This window comes from Shewanella sp. 4_MG-2023 (assembly GCF_030548015.1).
Lineage (GTDB): Bacteria > Pseudomonadota > Gammaproteobacteria > Enterobacterales > Shewanellaceae > Shewanella.
In genome coordinates, this window is record NZ_JAUORL010000012.1 from 32344 (window position 1) to 54191 (window position 21848).

General features: G+C 42.7%; 15 protein-coding genes. 7 read left to right on the forward strand and 8 right to left on the reverse strand.

Annotated features, from left to right (window positions below; all coding sequences use genetic code 11):
• The first annotated feature begins 86 nt into the window (after positions 1-86).
• Positions 87-1916 carry a DEAD/DEAH box helicase gene (locus tag Q4546_RS08640; RefSeq protein WP_102439978.1) on the forward strand — a complete coding sequence of 610 codons (1830 nt, stop codon included), beginning with the start codon at positions 87-89 and terminating at the stop codon, positions 1914-1916.
• Positions 1917-2048: 132 nt separating this feature from the next.
• On the opposite strand, the gene Q4546_RS08645 is transcribed toward Q4546_RS08640, so the two are convergent.
• The gene (locus Q4546_RS08645) at positions 2049-2984 is read right to left on the reverse strand and encodes a DMT family transporter (RefSeq protein ID WP_102475503.1); all 936 of its coding nucleotides are present in this window, start codon (positions 2982-2984) and stop codon (positions 2049-2051) included.
• A 269-nt stretch (positions 2985-3253) separates the two neighbouring features.
• Here Q4546_RS08645 and Q4546_RS08650 point away from each other — a divergent pair, with 269 nt between their 5' ends.
• Positions 3254-4357, forward strand: a complete 1104-nt coding sequence (locus tag Q4546_RS08650; RefSeq protein ID WP_102439979.1) for a phosphoribosylaminoimidazolesuccinocarboxamide synthase — start codon at positions 3254-3256, stop codon at positions 4355-4357.
• A 90-nt stretch (positions 4358-4447) separates the two neighbouring features.
• Here the strand turns inward: Q4546_RS08650 and Q4546_RS08655 are convergent, their stop codons facing one another.
• The 3 genes from Q4546_RS08655 to Q4546_RS08665 all read right to left on the reverse strand — a co-directional run bounded on the left by Q4546_RS08655 (position 4448) and on the right by Q4546_RS08665 (position 9737).
• On the reverse strand, positions 4448-5581 hold the full coding sequence (locus Q4546_RS08655) for a DUF1624 domain-containing protein (protein WP_102439980.1): 1134 nt from the start codon (positions 5579-5581) through the stop codon (positions 4448-4450).
• 228 nt (positions 5582-5809) lie between these two features.
• Positions 5810-7966 carry an ExeM/NucH family extracellular endonuclease gene (locus Q4546_RS08660; RefSeq protein ID WP_303446100.1) on the reverse strand — a complete coding sequence of 719 codons (2157 nt, stop codon included), beginning with the start codon at positions 7964-7966 and terminating at the stop codon, positions 5810-5812.
• A gap of 226 nt (positions 7967-8192) precedes the next feature.
• Positions 8193-9737 carry a S10 family peptidase gene (locus Q4546_RS08665; RefSeq protein ID WP_303446101.1) on the reverse strand — a complete coding sequence of 515 codons (1545 nt, stop codon included), beginning with the start codon at positions 9735-9737 and terminating at the stop codon, positions 8193-8195.
• A 264-nt stretch (positions 9738-10001) separates the two neighbouring features.
• Between Q4546_RS08665 and Q4546_RS08670 the strand changes: the two genes are divergently transcribed.
• Positions 10002-11018 carry a phosphotransferase gene (locus tag Q4546_RS08670; protein ID WP_102439983.1) on the forward strand — a complete coding sequence of 339 codons (1017 nt, stop codon included), beginning with the start codon at positions 10002-10004 and terminating at the stop codon, positions 11016-11018.
• Between the two features lie 110 nt (positions 11019-11128).
• Here the strand turns inward: Q4546_RS08670 and Q4546_RS08675 are convergent, their stop codons facing one another.
• A complete protein-coding gene (locus tag Q4546_RS08675) occupies positions 11129-12493 on the reverse strand; it encodes a hypothetical protein (RefSeq protein ID WP_303446102.1) in 1365 nt (454 codons plus the stop codon).
• 194 nt (positions 12494-12687) lie between these two features.
• Complete coding sequence (gene pmbA, locus Q4546_RS08680; RefSeq protein ID WP_102439985.1) at positions 12688-14031, reverse strand: metalloprotease PmbA; 1344 nt, start codon at positions 14029-14031, stop codon at positions 12688-12690.
• 355 nt (positions 14032-14386) lie between these two features.
• Between pmbA and yjgA the strand changes: the two genes are divergently transcribed.
• From yjgA to Q4546_RS08700, 4 genes are all read left to right on the forward strand, one after another.
• Positions 14387-14920, forward strand: a complete 534-nt coding sequence (gene yjgA / locus Q4546_RS08685) for a ribosome biogenesis factor YjgA (protein ID WP_303446135.1) — start codon at positions 14387-14389, stop codon at positions 14918-14920.
• Between the two features lie 24 nt (positions 14921-14944).
• The gene (locus tag Q4546_RS08690; RefSeq protein ID WP_303446103.1) at positions 14945-17542 is read left to right on the forward strand and encodes an Ig-like domain-containing protein; all 2598 of its coding nucleotides are present in this window, start codon (positions 14945-14947) and stop codon (positions 17540-17542) included.
• Positions 17543-17787: 245 nt separating this feature from the next.
• Positions 17788-18666, forward strand: a complete 879-nt coding sequence (locus Q4546_RS08695) for a LysR substrate-binding domain-containing protein (RefSeq protein WP_303446104.1) — start codon at positions 17788-17790, stop codon at positions 18664-18666.
• 150 nt (positions 18667-18816) lie between these two features.
• On the forward strand, positions 18817-19314 hold the full coding sequence (locus Q4546_RS08700; protein WP_102475466.1) for a hypothetical protein: 498 nt from the start codon (positions 18817-18819) through the stop codon (positions 19312-19314).
• A gap of 197 nt (positions 19315-19511) precedes the next feature.
• Here the strand turns inward: Q4546_RS08700 and Q4546_RS08705 are convergent, their stop codons facing one another.
• Both Q4546_RS08705 and Q4546_RS08710 read right to left on the reverse strand, forming a co-directional pair.
• Positions 19512-20660, reverse strand: coding sequence for an ABC transporter permease (locus Q4546_RS08705; protein ID WP_303446105.1), 1149 nt, complete (start codon positions 20658-20660; stop codon positions 19512-19514).
• Positions 20657-21841 carry an ABC transporter permease gene (locus Q4546_RS08710; RefSeq protein WP_102439990.1) on the reverse strand — a complete coding sequence of 395 codons (1185 nt, stop codon included), beginning with the start codon at positions 21839-21841 and terminating at the stop codon, positions 20657-20659. Before Q4546_RS08710 ends, Q4546_RS08705 begins: the two co-directional genes overlap by 4 nt.
• Positions 21842-21848: the final 7 nt, after the last annotated feature.

A 21848-nucleotide genomic window follows, 5' to 3' on the forward strand; every position in this document is an offset into this window, starting at 1 on the left:
GAAATCGACACGGGGTTGATTTTCTGTCTGTGAAACTCTAGTACGAATGCCAATAACTTCGTACGCATCCACAAGGCTACAACTCAATGTCATCCGATGAAAGAACTTTCCGCGAACTTGGTTTATCCGAGAATTTGCTTCGTGCCCTTGACGATCTAGGTTACGAAAAACCAACTCCAATTCAGTCTGCTAGTATCGATCCTTTAATGGAAGGTAAAGATATTTTAGGCCAAGCTCAAACAGGTACAGGTAAAACAGGTGCTTTCGCACTGCCTTTACTAAGTAATGTTGACCAAAAGCTGAATGCTCCTCAAATCCTAGTGCTTGCACCAACACGTGAACTTGCTGTTCAGGTTGCTGAAGCATTTGGTAGCTACGCTAAACACATGAAAGGCTTCCATGTACTACCTATTTATGGTGGTCAAAGCATGCATCAACAATTAAGTGCGCTACGTCGTGGCCCACAAGTTGTTGTTGGTACGCCAGGTCGTGTAATGGACCACATGCGTCGTGGCACTCTTAAACTTGATGCACTACAAGCACTTGTTCTTGATGAAGCTGATGAAATGCTAAAAATGGGCTTCATCGATGATATCGAATGGGTTCTTGAGCACAAACCAAAAGACAGTCAACTTGCCCTTTTCTCTGCGACTATGCCAGAGCAAATCAAGCGCGTTGCGAACAAGCACTTAAACAACCCTGTTCACATTAGTATTGCTGCTAGCCATACTACTGTTGAGTCAATTGATCAGCGTTATGTTCAAGTATCACAACACAACAAACTTGAAGCGTTAGTACGTGTTTTAGAAGTTGAAAATACTGAAGGTATTATCATCTTCGTACGTACCCGTAACAGCTGTGTTGAACTTGCTGAAAAACTTGAAGCGCGTGGCTATGCATCTTCACCATTACACGGTGATATGAACCAACAAGCTCGTGAACGTGCTGTTGACCAACTTAAACGCGGCAAGTTAGACATCCTAATTGCTACTGACGTTGCGGCCCGTGGTCTTGACGTTGAACGTATTGGTCACGTAGTTAACTACGATATCCCATATGATTCAGAAGCTTATGTACACCGTATTGGCCGTACAGGTCGTGCTGGTCGTACAGGTATGGCAATTCTTTTCGTTACCAACCGTGAAATGCGTATGCTTCGCACTATCGAACGTGCAACGAACAGCCGTATCTCGCCAATGAAAGTACCTAGCCCTGAAACTGTTGCTGAGCGTCGTTTATCACGCTTAGGTGAGCAAATCCAAGAAACCGTTAACGGTGACTTAGATTTCATGAAAAATGCAGTGGCTCAGTTATGTCAGCAGCTTGAAATTGACACTGACTTACTCGCAGCAGCATTACTTCAACAAGTACAGGCTGAGCGTCCATTACAACTTCCTGCGATTCAAGAGCGTCAACGTGATTCACGTGACCGTGATGATCGTGGTCCTCGCGACGCTGGTCGTGAGCGTCCTCGTCGTGATTCACGCGGCAGCCGTCCATTGCCAACAAGCTTTGGTAGCGCTGAAGGCCTGAAAGATAAGCCTGATGTTAAAATGTGCCGTTACGTAATCGATGTAGGTCGTGATAACGGTGTTGGTGTAGGTAATATCGTTGGCGCCATCGCTAACGAAGCAAACATTGACAGCCAGTTCATTGGTCAAATTCAATTATTTGATCAAGTTACTTCAATTGACTTGCCAGACGGCATGCCAAAAGATGTACTAGGCCACTTAAGAAAAGTACGTGTTTGTGGTAAAGCATTAAACATTCGTGAAGCGAGTGATGCCTCTTTCCCAGCTGAAGCACCACGTCGTCCACGTAGTGACCGTCCTCGTAGCGACCGCCCTCGTGGTGATCGTCCACGTAGTGACCGCCCTCGTAGCGACCGTCCACGTAAGCCACGTGACAGCGAGTAAATACTTGCAGTCCAACTAACGTTGGTTTAACGCATAAAAATGGAGCCTTGTGGCTCCATTTTTTATGGCTGAAATAAAACTCATCCTACAAGCACTAATAACGCTAAAGTTATTGCGATAAACGCTTTGGTCTTAAACGCTTTCGCCTTCGACATGGGCTTGCCGCTTTTGCTTGTTGCCCACATACAAGGGCCATAGTTGCATGGTAAACACAGCGCCAACAATCAATACAATCCCCAGCAGCGACCACAGATCAATCACATCAACCTTAAACACCTCAGGCCACCAGCCTAAATACACCACTAAAGCGTTAACGCTAAAACTGAGCACTGGCGTCAGCGCGAGCATGGCACTCACTTGCGCCGTGGGCCAGTACTTCATCGCCTGACCAAAACAGCCATAAGCAATTAAGGTATTGATGGCACAAAAACCGACGATCAACCAATGGCTGCTATCCATAAGCCCAAAGTGACTAAACTCGCTAAAAGGCGCCATCACAAGGATCCCTAAGCCATAGATACATAGCAACACATTATTGGGTGTTAGCTTAGTAAACAATGACTTTTGCAGTAAGGCATAACTCGTCCACGACAACACTGAAAACTGCACAATCAGCACCCCAAATAGAATTTGACTGCTATTTTCTGCCGACACATCAAGGCTTGGGTGAAAGAACAGCAACACCCCTAATGCCAGAGCTGCAAAACAGCTTAGCTGCACCGCCGTGAGCCGCTCTTTAAAAAACAGTGCGCCACCAAAGGCTAAAAAGAACGGTGCAGTTTGAAAGTTAAGTTGCGCAGTACCTGGTGATAAGTAATCCAGTGAATACACAAAAGAGGTGTAATTGAGCATCAGTAAAATACCTGCAGCAGCAAGCTTTAGCCAATCCCCCCCCTGCAGTTGACTAAATTGCTTCAAATTACCAAAGCGCCATAGCAGAATAAAGGTCACCACAAAGGCCACTAAAAACCTAAACCAAGTTAACGTAACCGGATCAATAAACCCTCCGGATAACTTAAGCGCTATGGGTAATATCCCCCAAAACACAACGGCAACGCTGACAAACATAAGACCTAAACGGGTATGGCTCACAAGATATTCGCTCTTTAATGGTAAAGCTGCAGAAAATTCATTCTAAAGAGCTATGCCAATAAAGCCAATGGCGAATAGCGAGTTTAATTTGCCTCAGTATTCGCTATACAGGATTAAGAGTTTAGCCGCCTGATAAGCATGGAAATCTGCCTTAATACAGGTAAAATAGCCGCCATAAAAATACCTAACTATCCTTATCAATAAAGGATATCTCCCTACACTCAATTTCTTAAGGAATACTGGCCATGAGTCTTGCTGATTCAGTTCTCGCTATCAATAACGATTTGCCGATCCGAACCGATAAGCCAGTACACAGCGGTAAAGTTCGCAGTGTATATTGGTTAACTGAGGCTGATAGCCGCCGCTTAATTGCCGATAAAGGCTATAACGTGCCAGCTGATACCCCATTAGCGATAATGGTGATCAGCGATCGCATTTCAGCATTTGATTGTATTTTTCATGGTGAAGGTAATTTACAGGGCATTCCAGGTAAAGGGGCGGCACTTAACGCTATCTCTAATCATTGGTTTAAGTTGTTTGCTGAAAATGGTTTAGCCGATAGCCATATTCTTGATATCCCACACCCATTTGTATGGATTGTGCAAAAAGCGCGTCCAATTAAAGTTGAAGCGATTTGTCGTCAATACATTACCGGTTCAATGTGGCGCGCTTATGCCAAAGGCGAACGCGAATTTTGCGGTATCACACTGCCTGAAGGGTTAACCAAAGATCAAAAACTACCAGAGTTATTGATAACCCCTTCAACCAAAGGCATTTTAACCGGTATTCCAGGTGTGCCTGAGCAAGATGATGTCAACATTAGCCGCGCCGATATTGAAGCCAACTACCAAGCCTTTGGCTTTGAAAAACCAGCCGATATCGACTTATATGAAGTATTATTAAAGCAAGGCTTTAAGGTCATCTCAGATGCGCTAGCCACCCACGACCAAATGTTTGTCGATACTAAATTTGAATTTGGCTACGTCAATGACAAAGACGGTAACTCCAAACTGATTTACATGGATGAAGTGGGCACACCAGACTCGTCACGTATTTGGGATGGCGCAGCGTATCGTGATAGCAAGATTGTTGAAAACTCCAAAGAAGGCTTTCGTCAATTTCTGCTCAATCATTTTGACGATGCCGATATTCTGCTTAACAAAGATAGAATGCCTGAGCGTGAAGCCCTCGCCCGTGATAACGACTTACCATTAGATGCGATGATGAATGTCTCTCGCACATACACTGGCGTGGCAGAAAAGGTAACCGGCACTAGCATCTCGCTACCTGACAACCCAAAAGCGGATATTATTAACGTTTTAGCCGAGCAATATGACTTAATCGACTAATCCTAAATCCACACATAAAACGAAAAAGGCGCTTAATGCGCCTTTTTACTATCTACTGATTAACCACAACATTTTGGTTAACGCCATTGTCTAGAAATACTTAATCCAGCCCTGTTTACTTTGATGCTTGTACTGACTAAACCACTTAGTTGGAAAGTACAACAGCAGCGCCAATATCACCGTCACCGCCCACACCCAGCTTATATCGGTAAAGCCATATAAATCGCCATAGTTAGGCCCAATGACATTAACGGCAAAGCGGTACATAAACAGTAATAAATATAAGTGCACAATATAGAAAAACATTGGCGCTGATCCAAAGGTTGATAACACTTTACCATAGCGCGGGTTCAGCTTTTCAAGCGTCCGTAAACACAATAATGTGCCGCCAAGAGTCACCAGTAAAAAGTCCAATGAAGGTGGATATTTGGTTAAGTTAAATACCGACTTTAATGTCATTACTAGGGTTTCACCTTGCTGCCAATCAAGTGTTTCGCCGTAAATATTAAAACCGCGTAAGACTGCAAAAATCGCAAAGCAGCTTAAGCCAAGCCCAATGAGCAGGTTATGACGTTTGTTATCATCAAAGCTTGCACTGTAAATCGGTGCTATCACATAGCCTAACAAAATCACCCCTATCCAAGGTAGTACCGGATAACTGGCTCTAATGCCGATAAAGTCATTGGTTAAGATATTGCCGCGGTCATGCAATATGGCCCATAACGTATAACCCCACTCCCCTGGCGAGAAGCTAATGGGCGTAAGCATGTTATGACCAAATACGATCACTAAGCCAATAAGCCCAAGCCAAAATCTCGGTAAGCCGATTAATAACGCTAGCGCCAACATACTGATGCCAATTGCCCACATGACTTGCAGCCAAATCATCTCGTAATTGCCCATCCACTGAAACGTAATCACTGTGCACTCTAATGCGATAATAAACAGGCCACGCTTGATTAAAAATGACCTTGCGGAGCGCTGTGGGCCAAATTGCGGATGGCTATATAACCACGCTGATACTCCGGTTAAAAACACAAAAGTAGGCGCACAAAAATGCGCAGCAAATCGGCTTATAAATAATCCGGTACTGGTGCTATCCAGTGTCATCGGATCGGTGACTTGCTCATGAAAGAAAAACCGCTCTCTAACATGATCCAGCAGCATGATAAGCATTACAATGCCGCGCATAATATCGATACTATCAATTCGCTTTTTTAACATTGGAGCGGTTACGGTATTCAACTTTTCGACTCTCTTTAACACTCAAAAAACACAGCCATTAAATGGTGCAATTACTAGCACAACACTATAACAGGCGTTTTTTTTATCACGGTGATTTAAAGTAAATTGCCTGTAAAGCAAGCACAAAGCGCAATAAAATACGCTCAAAAAATTTACAAACCACCACCGATTTTAAATGATAATAATTTCTATTAAATAATACATCGATTAGGCTTTAGGGCGAAAACCTAAAGCAGACAAGAGCAATAAGCCTAAGTAACCTAAGCTACCGCCATCATCTTTGGCTGTCATTATAGCATCTGCATCTTTAGTATCCTGTACTTCGGGATATGCCAGGGCGATGATCACCGGATCGTGATCTGATGATGAATAGCCATTGTCAGACTTAACTAAATCGCCGGTGTATTTGCTACTGTATTCAAACAAGCTCGATTCAACCGCATTGATATGCCAGTCTTCAATCGCCACTACCCGAGCCGCTAAGCTTGTATTACCTAAAGCATGGTCTAAATTACCTAACTCACCACCATAACTGTACGAGTATGTAGCAGGCCCATGTGCTTGGGTGTTTAAGTTGATTAGCCCATAGCCCTTCTCAATCACACGTCCTTGTGCATCATGCTCTGCGCCATTTAAGCTGGTGTGTGAGGCGGTTTTTATCACATGTTCAGTTAGGCTGGCATCATAGTCAGTGAGTACTGCTAACGGATCTTCTTTGCCATAGGCATTTAAATCGCCAATCACCAGCACATCACCGTTTAAGCCGGTTACCGACTCACCGATCACTTTAGCAGCAGAAACGCGAAAGGCATTACACTTGCCCTGTAAATCTACAGGCTCTGAATCTTCATTAAAGCTTAACCAATCTTCTAAACAGCCTGAGCCTTTAGATTTAAAATGATTAACCACAATCGTCAGCTTGTTACCATTAATGCTAAAGCTTTGCATTAGGCTGTGGCGCTGATATTTATGGTAGGCGGGATTTGTTTCTGTTACGCCCTCATTGATACGGGTTAGCGCTCCTTCTGCCACGTGTTGCTCAGGGGTCGCGATTATTTGAGCTGCGTCAGCTAAAGCAACAACGGCGGGTCGATATAATATGCCGACTGCGATAGCATCAGTGCCGATGAAACCGTCATTGTCAGTGACTTTAACAAATTGATAAGCCTGCTCAGGTGCCAGCTTGGCATTAAGGGCATCAACTAGATTTTGAATGGCACTTAACTTACCAAAGCCATTATTTTCAACTTCCATTAAGCCAATAATATCGGCATTCATCGCCGCCATCGCATTCACGATTTTTGTGCGCTGCAGCAGCATTTCAGACTCAAGCTTTGCCCCGCGATTGTGGCCTAATGGGTTTTTATCACCGCCAAACTCACTATTAAAGAAGTTCAGTACATTAAAACTTGCTACCCGTAAGTCACCTTGGGCCGCAATGGCTGGCGCTACGGTGCGATCATGATGGCGAATAAAATCACTGGCACTAATGTCATTGGTTGGCATAAAGCGATATTGCTCATAACTATAGCCAATCACACCTTCAATATTGGTCAACTGATCGCCAACCCGAATATAGCCGTTATCGGCATTAAAGCTTGGGAAATACGGCACCTCGCCATGTTCAGCTTTATAGTCTGACTCAACCACCAGCTGGTTGGCGATATTGGCGCGATTCAATGCTATCGCCTCTGCTGATAATGGTGCATAAACCTGCGTGGCTTTCATCAGTGGCGCTTTATGTGATAACACCATGTTGTTGCGATATGAGTCATAATCTAGGCTAAATGAACGGGTAACTTTCATGTCACTTGCGGTGTCTAATAGCACTTTCATGCCTTCAACACGCTCCAGCGCTTCGGCAAGTGATTGACCATCAGCAATATGTAACGGGGTCGCTGGCAACTCACCAACATAGTTACCTAAGTGAAATTGTTGCTGCTGTGCAATATTGATTTGGGTAAAGCCTGCATATTCTTGTACTTTACCAGTGACGCAAATCTGCATCCCCGGGACAATTTCTGCTGGCGCAGTGTCTCCCCAATGGACAAAAATACCATCAGATGTCAAAGGCGAGCCGTCACCTTGGGGATCTTGAATAAAAAAACCTTTATATAATCTTTCTGCCCGCGCAGTAACCACACCTTTAGTGGTCACTTCATGAATGGATTCATCCGCGCCTGCAGCGATAAATGGACTCATCTCACCAGCGCCTTGGATCTCATAGATAGGAACAGTGGTTTTGCCTTCACATGAAAACTCATTCGCTGTCACGTCTTGTGTCGTTACGGCTTTGGCCTGTGCCTGCATACTCATAACCAATGTGATGGCTAACGATATTGCAGATAACTTGCTTACTCTCATTTAACACTCCAACTTATTATTCTTATGCTTATTGAAGCCATATTACAACGGACTATTTAATCGCTAATTGGTTAAATTACAATCTTAAAATGGCATTGTGCACACAGCTATTTATTCGCATTCATTTCGCTGAGTTTAATATCGAAAAAGGAGCCGAAGCTCCTCTTTAATCAATAGCTCAGCCACCTAAAATGAGTGCGACTTTGCTATTTTTAAACATTAGCAGTTAATATTTTGCTGCCGCATCTTCTTTTGGCAAACTGTTCTCAATAAACTCACGTAAGTCTTGATTTGATTGCTTTAAATCTTCGGCACGTAAATACATCATATGACCGCTGCGGTAGCCTTTAAAGCTAAGGCGTTGTTTCATTTTGCTGCTCGGATCTAATTGCCACATGCTATATTTGGCATCGAAGTAGTTCGTCGCGCCGTCATAGTAACCCGCTTGAAATAACACATTTAAATATGGGTTTTGCGCCATCGCCTGACGTAGGTTTTCACCGGTTTTATTTTCGGTGCGATCCCACGGGTGTACATCACCCAGCATGTAATATTTTACATCGGTTTTGTAATTTAGCTCTTCACGCATGTAAGCATTAATTGCAGGGGTAAAGGAGTGTAACCAAGACATAAGTTCAGCGTTAAAGTCTGGGCTATCACCGACATCTTGTTTATCTATGCCAATATAACGTGAGTCTAAACGGCCAATGGTTTGCCCACGCTCACGCAGTAACTCTTTCCAAAAGTATCGAGTTGACACATCAAGGTTTGATTTCAAAATAACATCAACACTGAGGCCTGAATACAGCGCCACTTTCTCTGCAATTTTTTGTTTATGATCTGGAGCGATAAAGCCGCCCATAGCTAGTGCAGGGATATATTCATTAATGGTAAAGGCTTCAACTTCAGGCAAAAAATCAGCAAGGTCGGCTTGTTGAAGTTCAGCAGTTAAGGCTTTGTGATACCAAGCCGCTGCTGCGAAATACGGTAAGCGGTTAGCTGATTTAACCGGGCCTTTGCGCTCAATACCCATGTCAGTCGGCGAGACTAAAATAACCCCATTCACATACATCCATTGGCGATTTTGTAACTCAAGTGCCAACCCAGCAACTCGGGTGGTGCCATAGCTTTCACCAATCAGATATTTAGGTGAGCGCCAGCGTTCAGTACGACTGACAAAGGTATTGACCCATTCAGCTAAATATTTGATGTCAGCGTTAACCCCAAAGAACATCTCTTGTTGCTCATCTTTGCTTGGCATTTCACCGTCTTTATTAGCTAATACCCTTGAATAGCCGGTATTGACCGGGTTTACATAAACAATGTCGGCAATATCTAAAATCGAGTATGGATTGGTTTTCACCCCATAAGGTTGTAATGGATAACCCTCATCATCGACATTAATCGCACGCGGGCCGGTATAGCCAATATCCATCCACACAGAAGCAGAACCAGGGCCACCGTTAAATGAAATCAGTAGTGGTCTTTTGGCAGTATTTTTTACATTATCTCTTTGATAATAGGTATAACTTAATGTCGCAACCGCCTCGCCTTTTTTATTCCATACTGGCTGTGTTCCAACCGTTGCAGTATAGGAGAAGCTATTACCGTTAACTTTGGTTTTATGGCTGGTGACAACACTACTGTCGACAGGAATGTGACGACTATAATCCTGCTTTTTAGGTGTCACTTGCTCTTCAGCAAACGTGATTGTGGATACAGAACATAACAATAGGCTTGCTATGATGGCTGTAATCGTCTGTGTTTTCATACCTTCTCTCTTATTATTGATATTGTCGATTTATCGTAGGTTGTAGTAATTAAAGATTCAATGATACATTTATGTGAATCCATTTAATGTCCATATGATTAAAAGTGCAACACGCATGCATTAAACAACACGACAAATAGTTAAAATATCCCTATTTATTAATTATTTAACTGTTAACATTAATCGTAAGCAAACGTACACTCACATTTAACATAACGGCAAGGCGATGCTGAAACCGACAATAACAAAAATAGAATCCAAATAATGACTTCCCCCATAGCGCAAAAGCGTCTGCAACAGAATCAACAAACACCTCATCAACTCCCCTTGCAAACATGGCAAGCTTCAAGTTGGCCTAAAGCAGCAAACCTTTGGGTAACATCTGTATTGGCAGCTCATAATATTGAGCCAATAGGTGACCTTGTAGAAATAAAGTGCTGGTCTCTAGGGCAGGTTTTACAGCAAGCAACCACTCAAGGTGATGTGTATTTTAAAGCGACGGCTTATTTACCATTATTTTCAAATGAAGCGAAACTTTGTCAAAAGCTGGGTCAATTATTTCCGCAACAGTCGGCCAAAGTGATAGCGATTGATGAAGCAAAGCAATGGATGCTGACAGAGGATTTTGGCGTAGCCTATGAAGATACTGTGCAGCTCACCGCATGGGCTGAGGCTTTTGCTTCGTTTGCACAAATGCAAATACACAGTGCTGATCATATTGACGCAATAGCTCAATCAGGTTGTTTAACTCGCGATATACACAACTTACCGCTACAACTCAAAAGCATATTTGATGATGACAGTATTTTAACAAGGCTGCCAACGTCGATGGCGCTTACCCATCAACAATATCAGGCGATATTAATCTCACTTCAACACTCAATTACAGCCTTGGCGCAATTCAATTTACCCAATACGCTAGTGCATAGTGATTTACACATTGAGAACATCGCTAAGGTAAACGGTCGGCATATTTTCTTTGACTGGAGTGATGGCTGCATTAGTCACCCATTTATTGATGGCACTTACTTATATCGAATGAAAACCACTAATGAACAACAGGCTGTAGTTCATCAGTACTTATCACAATGGCGCCATTTACTCTCAATAGAGCAATTACATGACGCATGGAATATCGCTGAAGTCGTTTGCTATGCCCATCAAGCGGTGTCTTATGCACACATGATCAATCAACTACCGCCACAGGGTGTTGAGGATGTACAAACTGCTTTTGAAAATGCCTTTAAGCGATTGTTTAATATGGCGTTAACGGCAACTTGAATGACATAATTAATTGCTGTTAAAGCTCGCGGCGAGACTCAAATTTAAAAAAATGCCGATAATATTTATCGGCATTTTGATTGATTTACTGTTTTTATGACTCTCAATAACTAAAGCTGTACCAAGTTATACCCAAAAGAGCTGCTGCTATCTGGCATTAATACAAAGCTGTAATTACTTTCACCGTCAAAGCTAATAAAATCAGATTGATATAATAAGGTTTTAGTACCGTTATCTGACTCATAAACCACATTAACTTCATAATTATCATGGAGTAATACTAAGCTATCTTGATCGGTAAAATCCAAATCCGTGATGCTATATTCTGCCGACTCAATCGTCTCCGAACTGCGAACAAAATACACGCTTAAATCATCATAATCCTGCGATAAATTCACGATATCAACGTTGTTTTCAAAGGCTCTTGGGCGCAAATCATGTTCAATGACCATGCCTTTAATTGTGTCATCTTGGTATAGCAATAAGGTACGGACATCATCTTGATTAAAGGTCACTAGTACATTGTCTAACAGTATTTCTGCAGTGGCTGAATCTGTGACACTGACGCCATAATCATTAAAACCGGTTTGTTGGTAATCGCTTACAGTAAAAGGAGCGATATCAAGTAAGTAATGCGACTCAGCTTTACTGATCACATCGACATCTAAACTACGTTGCTCTAGCCCGTTAAAGACCCGAAAATCTGCAGTAGCATCGATGTTAGTGTAAGACGTTGGCGTTGTGGTTGAATCGACACTGTCGATCACCACTTTTAAATCACCTGAACCAAAACTGTTTCTAATCATAAATTTATAAACAGTTTCTGTGGTTAAGCTCATACTGCTTGTGGTGTAGACCACATTATCTGTACCCTTGTCGGTGAGATAAACAATATAGTCATCAGTGTCGAGCATCAATTCTGAGGTGACCCCACGGTAATCGACACTACCAATCATAGTGGCATCGGCGTATGAGTCAGTGTCGAGGGAAATGTAAGCATCAAATGCCATTTCCTCTGCAGTAACATTGGCAACCAGCACCTGCATTTTACTGTATTCATTATCTTCATCGTTATTGAGGTCATCCATATCCGCGCGGTCATAAATAACCTTGAGTAGCTCCGGCGAGTGATAATCACCATAAAGGACAAATAAATGATTCTCTTCTTTATCTAGATCCATGTCCTCAGAATAAATACTGCTTGAATCACCATTTTCATCTGAACCATAGATCTCCATGGTGACACTACCAGTAGCGTAACTATAGCGGGGCATACTGTCGCTAAACGCCACCGAAGTGTATTCATACTCGTCCATCACCAATGATGTGGCTGTGCTGTTAGCCGACGCATTATAAAACTGGATATAAGCACTATCAGTTTCACTGTTATCATCACTATCAGAAGAATCACAGCCCATCAGAGTTAAGGAGCTCAGTCCCAACATCATTAATCCACACATTTTTTTATCAAACATAACAACTCCATTAACGATTTAACTACATATTAATGGATAGGACTAAGCTTGAGCGTAATCGATTGTCAAGAAGTGTAAAGCTCATAAAGACTATGTAAATTAGAGGGTTCCATTACTCTGACAAAAACAAAAAAACACCGACAAGTCGGTGTTTTAAAGGTTAAGACAGTAAACTTATTACTGCAGTGCAGCGCTTAGCTACCGGCTATTTTCATTTCACTCAGTAAGATACCGCCAGTGCGAATAGATGAACGTAAGTCTCTATCCTTAGCCACACCTTGAATGCCCATGAACATGTCTCTTAAATTGCCTGCAATGGTGATTTCTTCTACTGGGAACTGAATTTCACCGTTCTCAACATAAAATCCAGCAGCGCCGCGAGAGTAATCGCCTGTGACCATATTGACACCTTGGCCCATCACTTCTGTGACGATAAGACCTGTGCCCATGGCTTTTACTAATTCATCAAAGGTTTGGCCGCTATGACTTAAGGTCCAGTTATAAATGCCACCAGCATGACCTGTATTGACTAAATCTAACTTGCGCGCTGAATAACTGGTTAGCAGGTAAGTGGATAAATGGCCAGCATCGATAATATTACGCTGCTGGGTAGCCACACCTTCACTATCATAATTTGCACTGGCTAAAGCGCCAATAAGATGTGGGTTTTCCTCGATGTTAAACCATTCAGGAAACAGCTGCGTATTAATCGAATCTTGTAAAAAACTCGATTTACGGTACAGACTGCTACCACTTATCGCACCGATCAAATGACCCATTAAACCAGTGGCGATTTCAGGCGAAAATAGTACAGGCAGTTTAGCCGTGGGAATTTTACGGGCATTGAGACGACTAGCCGTTTTGTTAGCGGCTAAAATCCCCACTGACTCAGGCGTCATTAACTCATTATATTTACGTGCAATGGTGTAATCATAGTCACGCTGCATGTTGCCATCGTCTTCTTCACCGATCACCACACAACTTAAGCTATAGCGTGAGCTGCAATAGCCTTTTAAAAATCCGTGACTATTGCCATAGACCTTGGCTGCAGTATGAGCATTAGCGGTCGCGCCATCAGAATGCTGCACCCGACTGTCTACTGACAAACTGGCTTCTTCGGCGCGAATGGCTAATTGAGCTAGTTCATCAGGAGTAATATCTTGAGGATGGTATAAATCTAAATCGCGGATGGTTTGCGCCATTAACGCTTTATCAGCAAGGCCACTAAAAGGGTCTGATGAGGTATAACGGGCAATATCATCAGCGGCTTTAACGGCAACGGCAATGGCTTCAGGACTAAGGTCAGAAGTTGAAGAGCTGCCCTTACAACCATCACGATAAACCGTAATACCTAAAGCACCATCTTTATTAAATTCAACGGTTTCAACTTCTTTTTCACGGGTTGAAACCGACAAACCTTGTTGTTTGCTAATGGCAACTTCAGCCGCACTCGTGCCTAACTTTTTTGCATGCTCTAATGCGACAGCAACGGCATCTTGTAACGCCGTTAATTCAGTATCAATATTATTGGTAGACACAAATTTACTCTTTAGTTTCCATTGTTAGGCTTAGCATATCAAATTCAAAACTGTATTGATAACCATCAAAACAAGGATTTACCCACCACAATGGCGCTAAATAAACTAACCTTAAGTTAATCAGTGAGTATCATATTGAATTCTCGCAGATTGATTCTATGAAGCTGGTTGATAAATCGGTCTCTACAGGCTTGCTCTTTTGGCAAGCTGAAGACGATGGTAAGCATCAAAGATTGACCAGCCTTAACATATTTAAAAAATATTCATCGGCTTAAGCTTGAAAACCCGTTATACAGTGGCCTACACCACCCTGAAAGTGCTATTATTCGCCGATATTTATGAGAGGTTTATTACTATGAAAATTGTCGGCGATTCAGATCACTTTAAACAGCCATACGACAATGACGATGAATACGTCAGCAGAACAGAATTTAAAAAAGAAAGCGAAGAAGCTCAAGAGCTTGGCATGCGCTTAATTGCATTAAGTAAAACGCAGCTTGATAAAGTCGAGCTAGAAGAGTTTTTATACGATGCAGTATTAAAAGCCAAAAATATTAAGCAAAAAACAGAAGCCTATCGTCGTCATTTACAATACATTGGCAAACTAATGCGTGGCTATGATCATGAGCCAATCATTAAATCAATCGATAATGTATTGAATAAAAACAATAATGAATCTGCACAGGTTCATAAAATTGAGAAGTTACGTGCCCGCTTATTAGAAAACCCAAACGAAGAAGTTGAAACTTTGCTGGCTGAATATCCGCTTTTTGAACGTCAAAAATTGCGTCAATTAATCAGACAAACCAATAAAGAACTCGCTAAAGGCCCTGAGTCAAAATCATTTATCGAGTTGTTTAAATATTTACGTGCTGGAATAACCGAATAAACACCACTTACAAGGATGTTGCTGATGCTGCTAAAAACAATAATACGCGCACTGCCTTTTTCTATTGCTTCTCTATTTTTAATGACCGCTTGTAATGGGCCTTCTGATGATAACGATACTGGCAGTGGAGGCGAAGGCAGTTACAGCATTAGCCTAAGCTACCAAAGCGTTGTTAATGGTCAATGCGCTGAAACCACTGATGAATTACGCTTTGATGTAACTGAGAGTTTTTGCGCAGTAGCCCAGTTAAAGCAATCCAATAGCAACGTCAGTGGCGCCATTGTCAGCTTTGCCCCAAGTTTTGGTCAAGCCAGTGTCGATAGCACACTAACAAACAGCAGTGGTATCGCCAGCGTATTCATCAGCACCACAGATAATACTGTCGGCGCAGGTACCTTAGTGGTGTCTCATACCCCTACAGATACTGAATCCGAAACTGATGACAGTGTTTCTGCCTCGCGTAATTTTGAATTTATTAATTCAACCACCACGCCAACACCTGAAACTATCACAATCAATGCCAGTATTACTCAGGCAGGGCAAACGGTAACCCGTTTTAAGATTGATCAAGCCGTATTGCTTACGGCAGCAGTTTTAGATGGCAGCAATCAACCAATAGCGGATCAATTAGTGAGCTTCCAGGCTGGCAGCGCCAGTTTATCGCCAAATACCGCCTTAACCTCTACTGATGGTATTGCTACTGTTAGCTACACCCCAAACAGCAGTGAACTTGGCGCTTATAGCTTAATTGCCAGCACTGACTTTGATGGCACCACTGTTTCAGGCAGCAGTGCCTATGAAGTGCTAAGTGGCGATGAAGTGATTCCTGAAGGCACGATTAAGTTTGGTTATATTGTTGACGATGAGACATTCATTGAAAGCAAGCTTGGTTCAACCTTACCCGCTGATGACCCCGAAGCAGATCCTCTAACCTACACCATTGGTGCTGGGGCAAGTTTTGGCGTTTATGCTGATGTGATTATTGAAGCGGCTGACGGTACATTCGAGCCATTACAAACACCCGTAAGCGTATCGTTTAGTTCTGATTGCGTCGCCAATGGTGATGCGAGTCTTGATACTCCGGTTACGACATCCTCAGGCAGAGCCAACTCAACCTTTCAAGATACAAGTTGCAGTGGCAACAGTGTCCGCAGTCAACAAATTATCGCTGCAGCCGTTATTGGTAATGACACCTACAACGCCAGCTTTGATTTCTCTTTAGATCGCCAAACTTTAGGTAGCTTGAGCTTTATCTCTGCAGAGCCAAACCAAATTCGCATTAAAGGCGCTGGCGGTACTGGCTCCACTGAAAGCTCATTAGTGACTTTCTTAGTCAGTAGCGCTAATGGTCAACCTGCAGCGCAGCAAAAGGTGACCTTTGGTTTAGACACCGTTATCGGCGGCTTAAAGTTTGCCAATGGTGATGAGGCTATTAGTAATGCCAACGGATTAGTTAGCGTTACAGTGCAATCAGGCACAGTGCCTACACCAGTGAGAGTGTCAGCATCTGCAGAAGATACAGATTCGGGCATCATCATTACCACTCAATCAGAGCAGTTAACGGTTAACACAGGCCTGCCTCAACAACTGGGCTTTAACATTTCCCCTTCTTTGTTCAACCCAGAAGCTGCTGATGTTAATGGTGTTGAAGTCACCATGACCGCCTATGCCTCTGATAGCTTTGGCAATCCTGCGCCTGATGACACCACCATTAACTTCACCGCAGAAGGTGGCCAAATTCAGCCATCTTGTTCTACGATAAACGGTAGCTGTTCAGTGGTTTGGACTTCAACCGACCCACGTCCTATAGATCATCGCGTGACCGTATTGGCTTATGCATTAGGTCATGAGACATTCTTTGACACAAACGGCAATAATATCTTTGATAAAGATGACGGTGGCGTTATCACTAACGCATGTTTAGATATCGAGGGTAAAGAAACAGCTTGTACTGGTAACGGTATGGATATCGAAACTTATCATCAAGGTGGTTTTAGTGATTTAGGCGATGCCTTTAGGGATGATGATGAAACTGGTATTCGCCGTGATGGTGAACCTTATTTCAATACATCAGGAAAGTCATATAACTCACATTGTGATGAGATTGACTGTGAAAATCCCTTCAGCGGTGATGGTATGTTCAATGGCCCACAGTGTGATGATACTTCTGAAGGTGAAGATGATAAGTTTTGCGGAATCGAACAAGCCAATAAAACTTACATTCGTGCCGCAACGGTATTAACGCTATCAGGTTCTAAAGCGACCATTATCACCACTGATACTGATGAAGACAGAACACCATTCACAAAACTCACCGTCTCACCTGAGAGCATGACTACGGTGAAAGTTGAACTGTATGACAGTGCCAATCAAATGATGCCAGCAGGTTCAACTTTAACGGTTGCAGCAGTCAATGGATCTATCACCTTTAGTGGCTACGCCGTACCCAATGCGACTTGTTTCAGTTACAAAAGTATTACGCCTCCATTGTCATGTGATGTAGAAGCGACTCAGTTTAGCTATACCGCAGCAGATGAAACTGGTGAAGACATAATTACCTTAACCGTTACCACTCCGCGCGGCATTAAGACAGAAGCATCAATTACGGTTACAGTGCAGTAGCACTGCTAAAACCCCATTACGATCTGAAACTATTAAGGCCTGCTAATGCAGGCCTTAATTTTATGTGGCCTTACCTTATTCAGGAAAAGTCACCACATCAAGCTAATGCACCAAATAAGTGCTTAAAGAAGCACTATTGGTAACTGTGACTAATAATTAAACTTTTAAATATCTGTTTTATCTACAATATTTAGTTGGTCTAGTCTTTGCTTAGCCTGCATCGACTTTAGTAAAAAGGATTTTAAATGCTACCTTTACATACCTCATTACGAGGTTTGCGTTGTTTTTGTGTTGCAGCCGAATGTCTCAGTTTTAAAGAGACTGCTCAAAAATTATTTCTCACCCCTTCAGCGGTGAGCCATCAAATTAAACAGCTAGAAGAAAACCTACAACAGCAATTATTTATTCGCCAAACTCGCTCAATCACTTTGACAGAAACAGGAATGCGCTTTTATCAACAAATTACCCCGTTAATGCTGCAGCTGACCGAAACAGTCAATAACTTCAATAATGCCCACACCATGCATGAAGTCAGTATTTCCATGCCAGAATTTTTTGCCAGTGAGCTGTTTGTACCGCAACTGGTGGGTTGGTCAAACAAATACCCTAATATTAATTTAAAGCTCGAAACCGTTAAAACCCGCGCCAAACAAACGGCCAATACAGATCTGTCGATCGTGTTATCTGGTAGTCGCCAAGACCCTGATAAATCGTATGATTTATTTCCGCTTAATTATGTTCCAGCCTGTAACCCAGCACTGTTTAACAGGCTTGAACATAAAGGCTTTAGCGCCCTGTTAGAAGTCCCGTTAATCATGCATCAGGCAAGACCCTATGCCTGGCATCAATGGGCTGAAAGTGTTGGCCTTGATCATTTCAAACCCAAACAAATAATTCAATTAGATAGTATGTTTAGCGTCGCAAGAGCTGCTGAGCAAGGTTTAGGCATCGCATTAATCCCACTGCCTATCAGTAAATCATGGTTTGAAAACAATCAGTTAATTTCATTATTTGAGCAATCTTTAACCAGTCACGACCGCTACTATCTGATCAACCATAACAATGTCACCAAGCCTGAAGTGCAGTTACTTATTGATTGGGTTGTCGCCCGCTTCCATTTTTAAACCACCTCACCAGGGCTGACTAATAGGTTAACCACTGCATGAGTGAATAAATCTCACTTATCAAATTGATTTATCTCGTTTGTCAGCCTCAGACTTTTTTCCTAAATTAGCCCTGTAGCAACTAGCTACTACCTATAAAGGAATATAACCATGAAAAAATCAACACTCTCTATCATCACCGCAGCTGGTTTATTATTATCAAGCTCTGCTGTGATGGCCAATGCCATCGAAACGAGCAAATATAAAATGGTACTTATTGAAGACACACCTGGAGTTGATGCCATTCAATCTGGTGACATCAGTGAAGGCATCGCGCTAACAGAAGCTGCCACCGCCACTGTCATTGACAAATACACTCGCAGTTTGAGTCTTTGTGTTGGCTACACTAAGCTTTCAAAGTTTGATATTGCTGAAACAGCTTGTACTGAAGCGGTAGAAATGGCCAATAAGGCTGCTAAGTTACCCTCAATGCAAATGCGAGCTTATGCCTACAATAACCGTGGTGTTATGAAGTTAATGGCTAATGATAATCTAGGCGCACTGGCTGATTTTAAGAAAGCAGCAAAAGCCAACCATGAGCCAATTTACCAACATAACTTAAGTCGCTTAGAAGCGGAATTAAGTCGCTCTGAAACAGGAACGTTATAATTTGGAAGACGATCAACAGCGACAGCAAAGCTTAATGATTAAGCTCAAAGACATGAAAAACAAAATAGGTATATTTCATCTGAATATACCTATTTTTATTTATCAAAAAAATATCAATATCACGATCACTGGATAATTAAGCTCAATACGCCATGATTAACCAGCTAATTCACAGCCCTAAAGGCCGCTACTCAAAACTAAACACTGGCCCCTTCCTTACTAAATAATCGACGTCTTACGCCAATATAAGCCAGCAAGCTAAACAGTAAAAATAAGCCCCACATTTGCAGCCACATTGGCATGATGGCATCCCATGAGGCGCCCATTTGATTTAACTGCAACATACCCATAATGGCAGGTACAGCAGGGATAATTTGCGAAGCTTGCACTAACGGCTCAGGAATTAATGCCAGCGGCCACACAAAGCCTGAGACAAATAAAATCGGCATTGAGACCAATAATAATACTTGAGTGGGTAAGTCACGCCTGACAAACAAACAGCTTAATGCAACCCCGCACGCCGCAGTCGATAATATAAATGGCACCATAAACAGCAACACTTGGCCTAAACTCGCTTGCACACTAACGCCGTAAAAGTAGTAGCAACAGCCCAAATAAAAACATGAAAAAAAGCTATAAATTAAACTGAAAACGGCTATTCGTGCGGTGATCAACGCCAGTGGCGATACCTGCTGCCAATAGCCCTGTTTACGCCATTGGCCTGCGCCTAAAATACTGGCACCTATCAAGAGGGTTTGATGCAAGATCAGTAAAAATAATCCCGGCACCACATAAGGGGTATAGCCTAAACTTGGATTAAATGCCGGCACACTATTTAAATTGACTGAATTAAGATCTTGTTGAATTTGCTGCGGATTCTCGCCCCGCGCCAGTAAGCCTATCATTTGCACTTGTTTACTGGCATCCATGCCTGCTGCCACTAACCCTTCTGCTACCGCAGAATAAATTAAGAAGTAACTGGCATCACCACCGTAACTTAAGGTTGCCCCTTTACCCAGCAGTAGGTTACGCCTAAAGCCTTCTGGAATAACCAATAAACCAAAGGCATCGCCGTTTGAAATCCACTGCTGCGCCTCATTGATGCTGGCCACTTGGCTGACTATTTTGATTTTGGGGCTGGCATCGGCATGACGCACTAACTGTCTGCTCAATGAAGAGTTATCATGATCTACCACGACAATTTTTTGCTCGGTAGGGACTTGATGTAAATAAGGCAGAGGGTATAACACCGAGTAAAACAGTAAGCCGCCAAAAACCGTCAGTACAATGTCTTTATCACTTAACAGCGCTTTAAAATCAGCGATAACAAGTTGCAACCAATTCATCGTGCCTCCTGCTGTTGGCTCACAACAGCTAACGACTCAGCACTATTTACCGGCGCTTGTTTTTGACGAATGATTTTTGCTAATAACCAAGCAATAGGCAATAACACGAGAAAATATAACAAGGAGCTAGATTGCAATAATACCTGCCCAGCCTCGGCGCCATAGCTAACCACAATAACATGGGTGTCCATATAATGACTTGAAGGCATTAACAATCGCCACCACTGCGCCAATTGCGGCATATCATTAACTGGAAATGTAATCCCCATAAAGGCAAATGCTGGCGCAAACATCGCCGAGCCCATACTGATACTGCCAGCAGGCTCGCGCATAACCACCACCACTAATATGACCAATAGCCACAAGGCCCCTAGCATCATGGCCTGAGTCAGTACTAACAAGCCTAAGCTGCCAGCAATGGGTAAGCCTAAATAGCCATATAACCAAACTAAAATAAAGCCGCCATGGAGCAACATGATTGGCGTGTAGAGCATGACTTTAGTGGCCACTAATTGCCAAAAATTATCAGGCAATAAGCATTTATCTTCACCTTTGATCAAACTAGCATTTAAGCTATTCACGAACACCATCATTGATAATAACTGCAGCAATGCAATTAATACTGGCGGCACTAAAAATCCGACGTAGTTATTATTACGATTAAATAAAGCCGTGGTTTGACTGGTCACTGGGGATAAATTTACTGCAACAGATGCTTTATTGGCACCGCCTAAAAGTTGTTTTAGCCCCGCCACTTGCATTAACCCTGAGCCAAGGCTTAATTGTAATTGACTGGATAACAACTTACCGACTAATAAGAACTGGCTGTTATAACGAATATCTATGGTCGGGCTAGCGCCTGTTAATAAGCCATGCTTAAACTGATGGGGGTACACTACCAGCGCATAGACCTCTGCAGTACTCATAGCTTCTTGAGCCAGTGCCAGATTAGGATAAGTTTTAGGGCTGATAACGGAGTTAGCACTGAGGTTGCGAGTCAATGTTCGCGTTAGCTGGCTGTTATCTAAATCAACCACTGCTACGGGTAATTGTCGTGGTAAACCTGCACTAAATAGCCACCATAAACACAACATGCTGATGATGGGAATGTAAGTCACCAAGGCTAATTGCCAAGGTGAGTTCCACAGTGTCTTGAGTTCTTTCTGTAATAAAGCTCCCATGAGCGCC

What these genes read in the sequence shown, in the direction of transcription:
- Q4546_RS08650 (WP_102439979.1), top strand. Translation starts at nt 3,254, where the DNA reads ATGAGTCTTGCTGATTCAGTTCTCGCTATCAATAACGATTTGCCGATC.
- Q4546_RS08705 (WP_303446105.1), bottom strand. Translation starts at nt 20,660, where the DNA reads ATGAATTGGTTGCAACTTGTTATCGCTGATTTTAAAGCGCTGTTAAGT.
- Q4546_RS08645 (WP_102475503.1), bottom strand. Translation starts at nt 2,984, where the DNA reads ATGTTTGTCAGCGTTGCCGTTGTGTTTTGGGGGATATTACCCATAGCG.
- Q4546_RS08640 (WP_102439978.1), top strand. Translation starts at nt 87, where the DNA reads ATGTCATCCGATGAAAGAACTTTCCGCGAACTTGGTTTATCCGAGAAT.
- Q4546_RS08700 (WP_102475466.1), top strand. Translation starts at nt 18,817, where the DNA reads ATGAAAAAATCAACACTCTCTATCATCACCGCAGCTGGTTTATTATTA.
- Q4546_RS08660 (WP_303446100.1), bottom strand. Translation starts at nt 7,966, where the DNA reads ATGAGAGTAAGCAAGTTATCTGCAATATCGTTAGCCATCACATTGGTT.
- Q4546_RS08670 (WP_102439983.1), top strand. Translation starts at nt 10,002, where the DNA reads ATGACTTCCCCCATAGCGCAAAAGCGTCTGCAACAGAATCAACAAACA.
- Q4546_RS08655 (WP_102439980.1), bottom strand. Translation starts at nt 5,581, where the DNA reads ATGTTAAAAAAGCGAATTGATAGTATCGATATTATGCGCGGCATTGTA.
- yjgA (WP_303446135.1), top strand. Translation starts at nt 14,387, where the DNA reads ATGAAAATTGTCGGCGATTCAGATCACTTTAAACAGCCATACGACAAT.
- Q4546_RS08695 (WP_303446104.1), top strand. Translation starts at nt 17,788, where the DNA reads ATGCTACCTTTACATACCTCATTACGAGGTTTGCGTTGTTTTTGTGTT.
- Q4546_RS08690 (WP_303446103.1), top strand. Translation starts at nt 14,945, where the DNA reads ATGCTGCTAAAAACAATAATACGCGCACTGCCTTTTTCTATTGCTTCT.
- Q4546_RS08675 (WP_303446102.1), bottom strand. Translation starts at nt 12,493, where the DNA reads ATGTTTGATAAAAAAATGTGTGGATTAATGATGTTGGGACTGAGCTCC.
- Q4546_RS08710 (WP_102439990.1), bottom strand. Translation starts at nt 21,841, where the DNA reads ATGGGAGCTTTATTACAGAAAGAACTCAAGACACTGTGGAACTCACCT.
- Q4546_RS08665 (WP_303446101.1), bottom strand. Translation starts at nt 9,737, where the DNA reads ATGAAAACACAGACGATTACAGCCATCATAGCAAGCCTATTGTTATGT.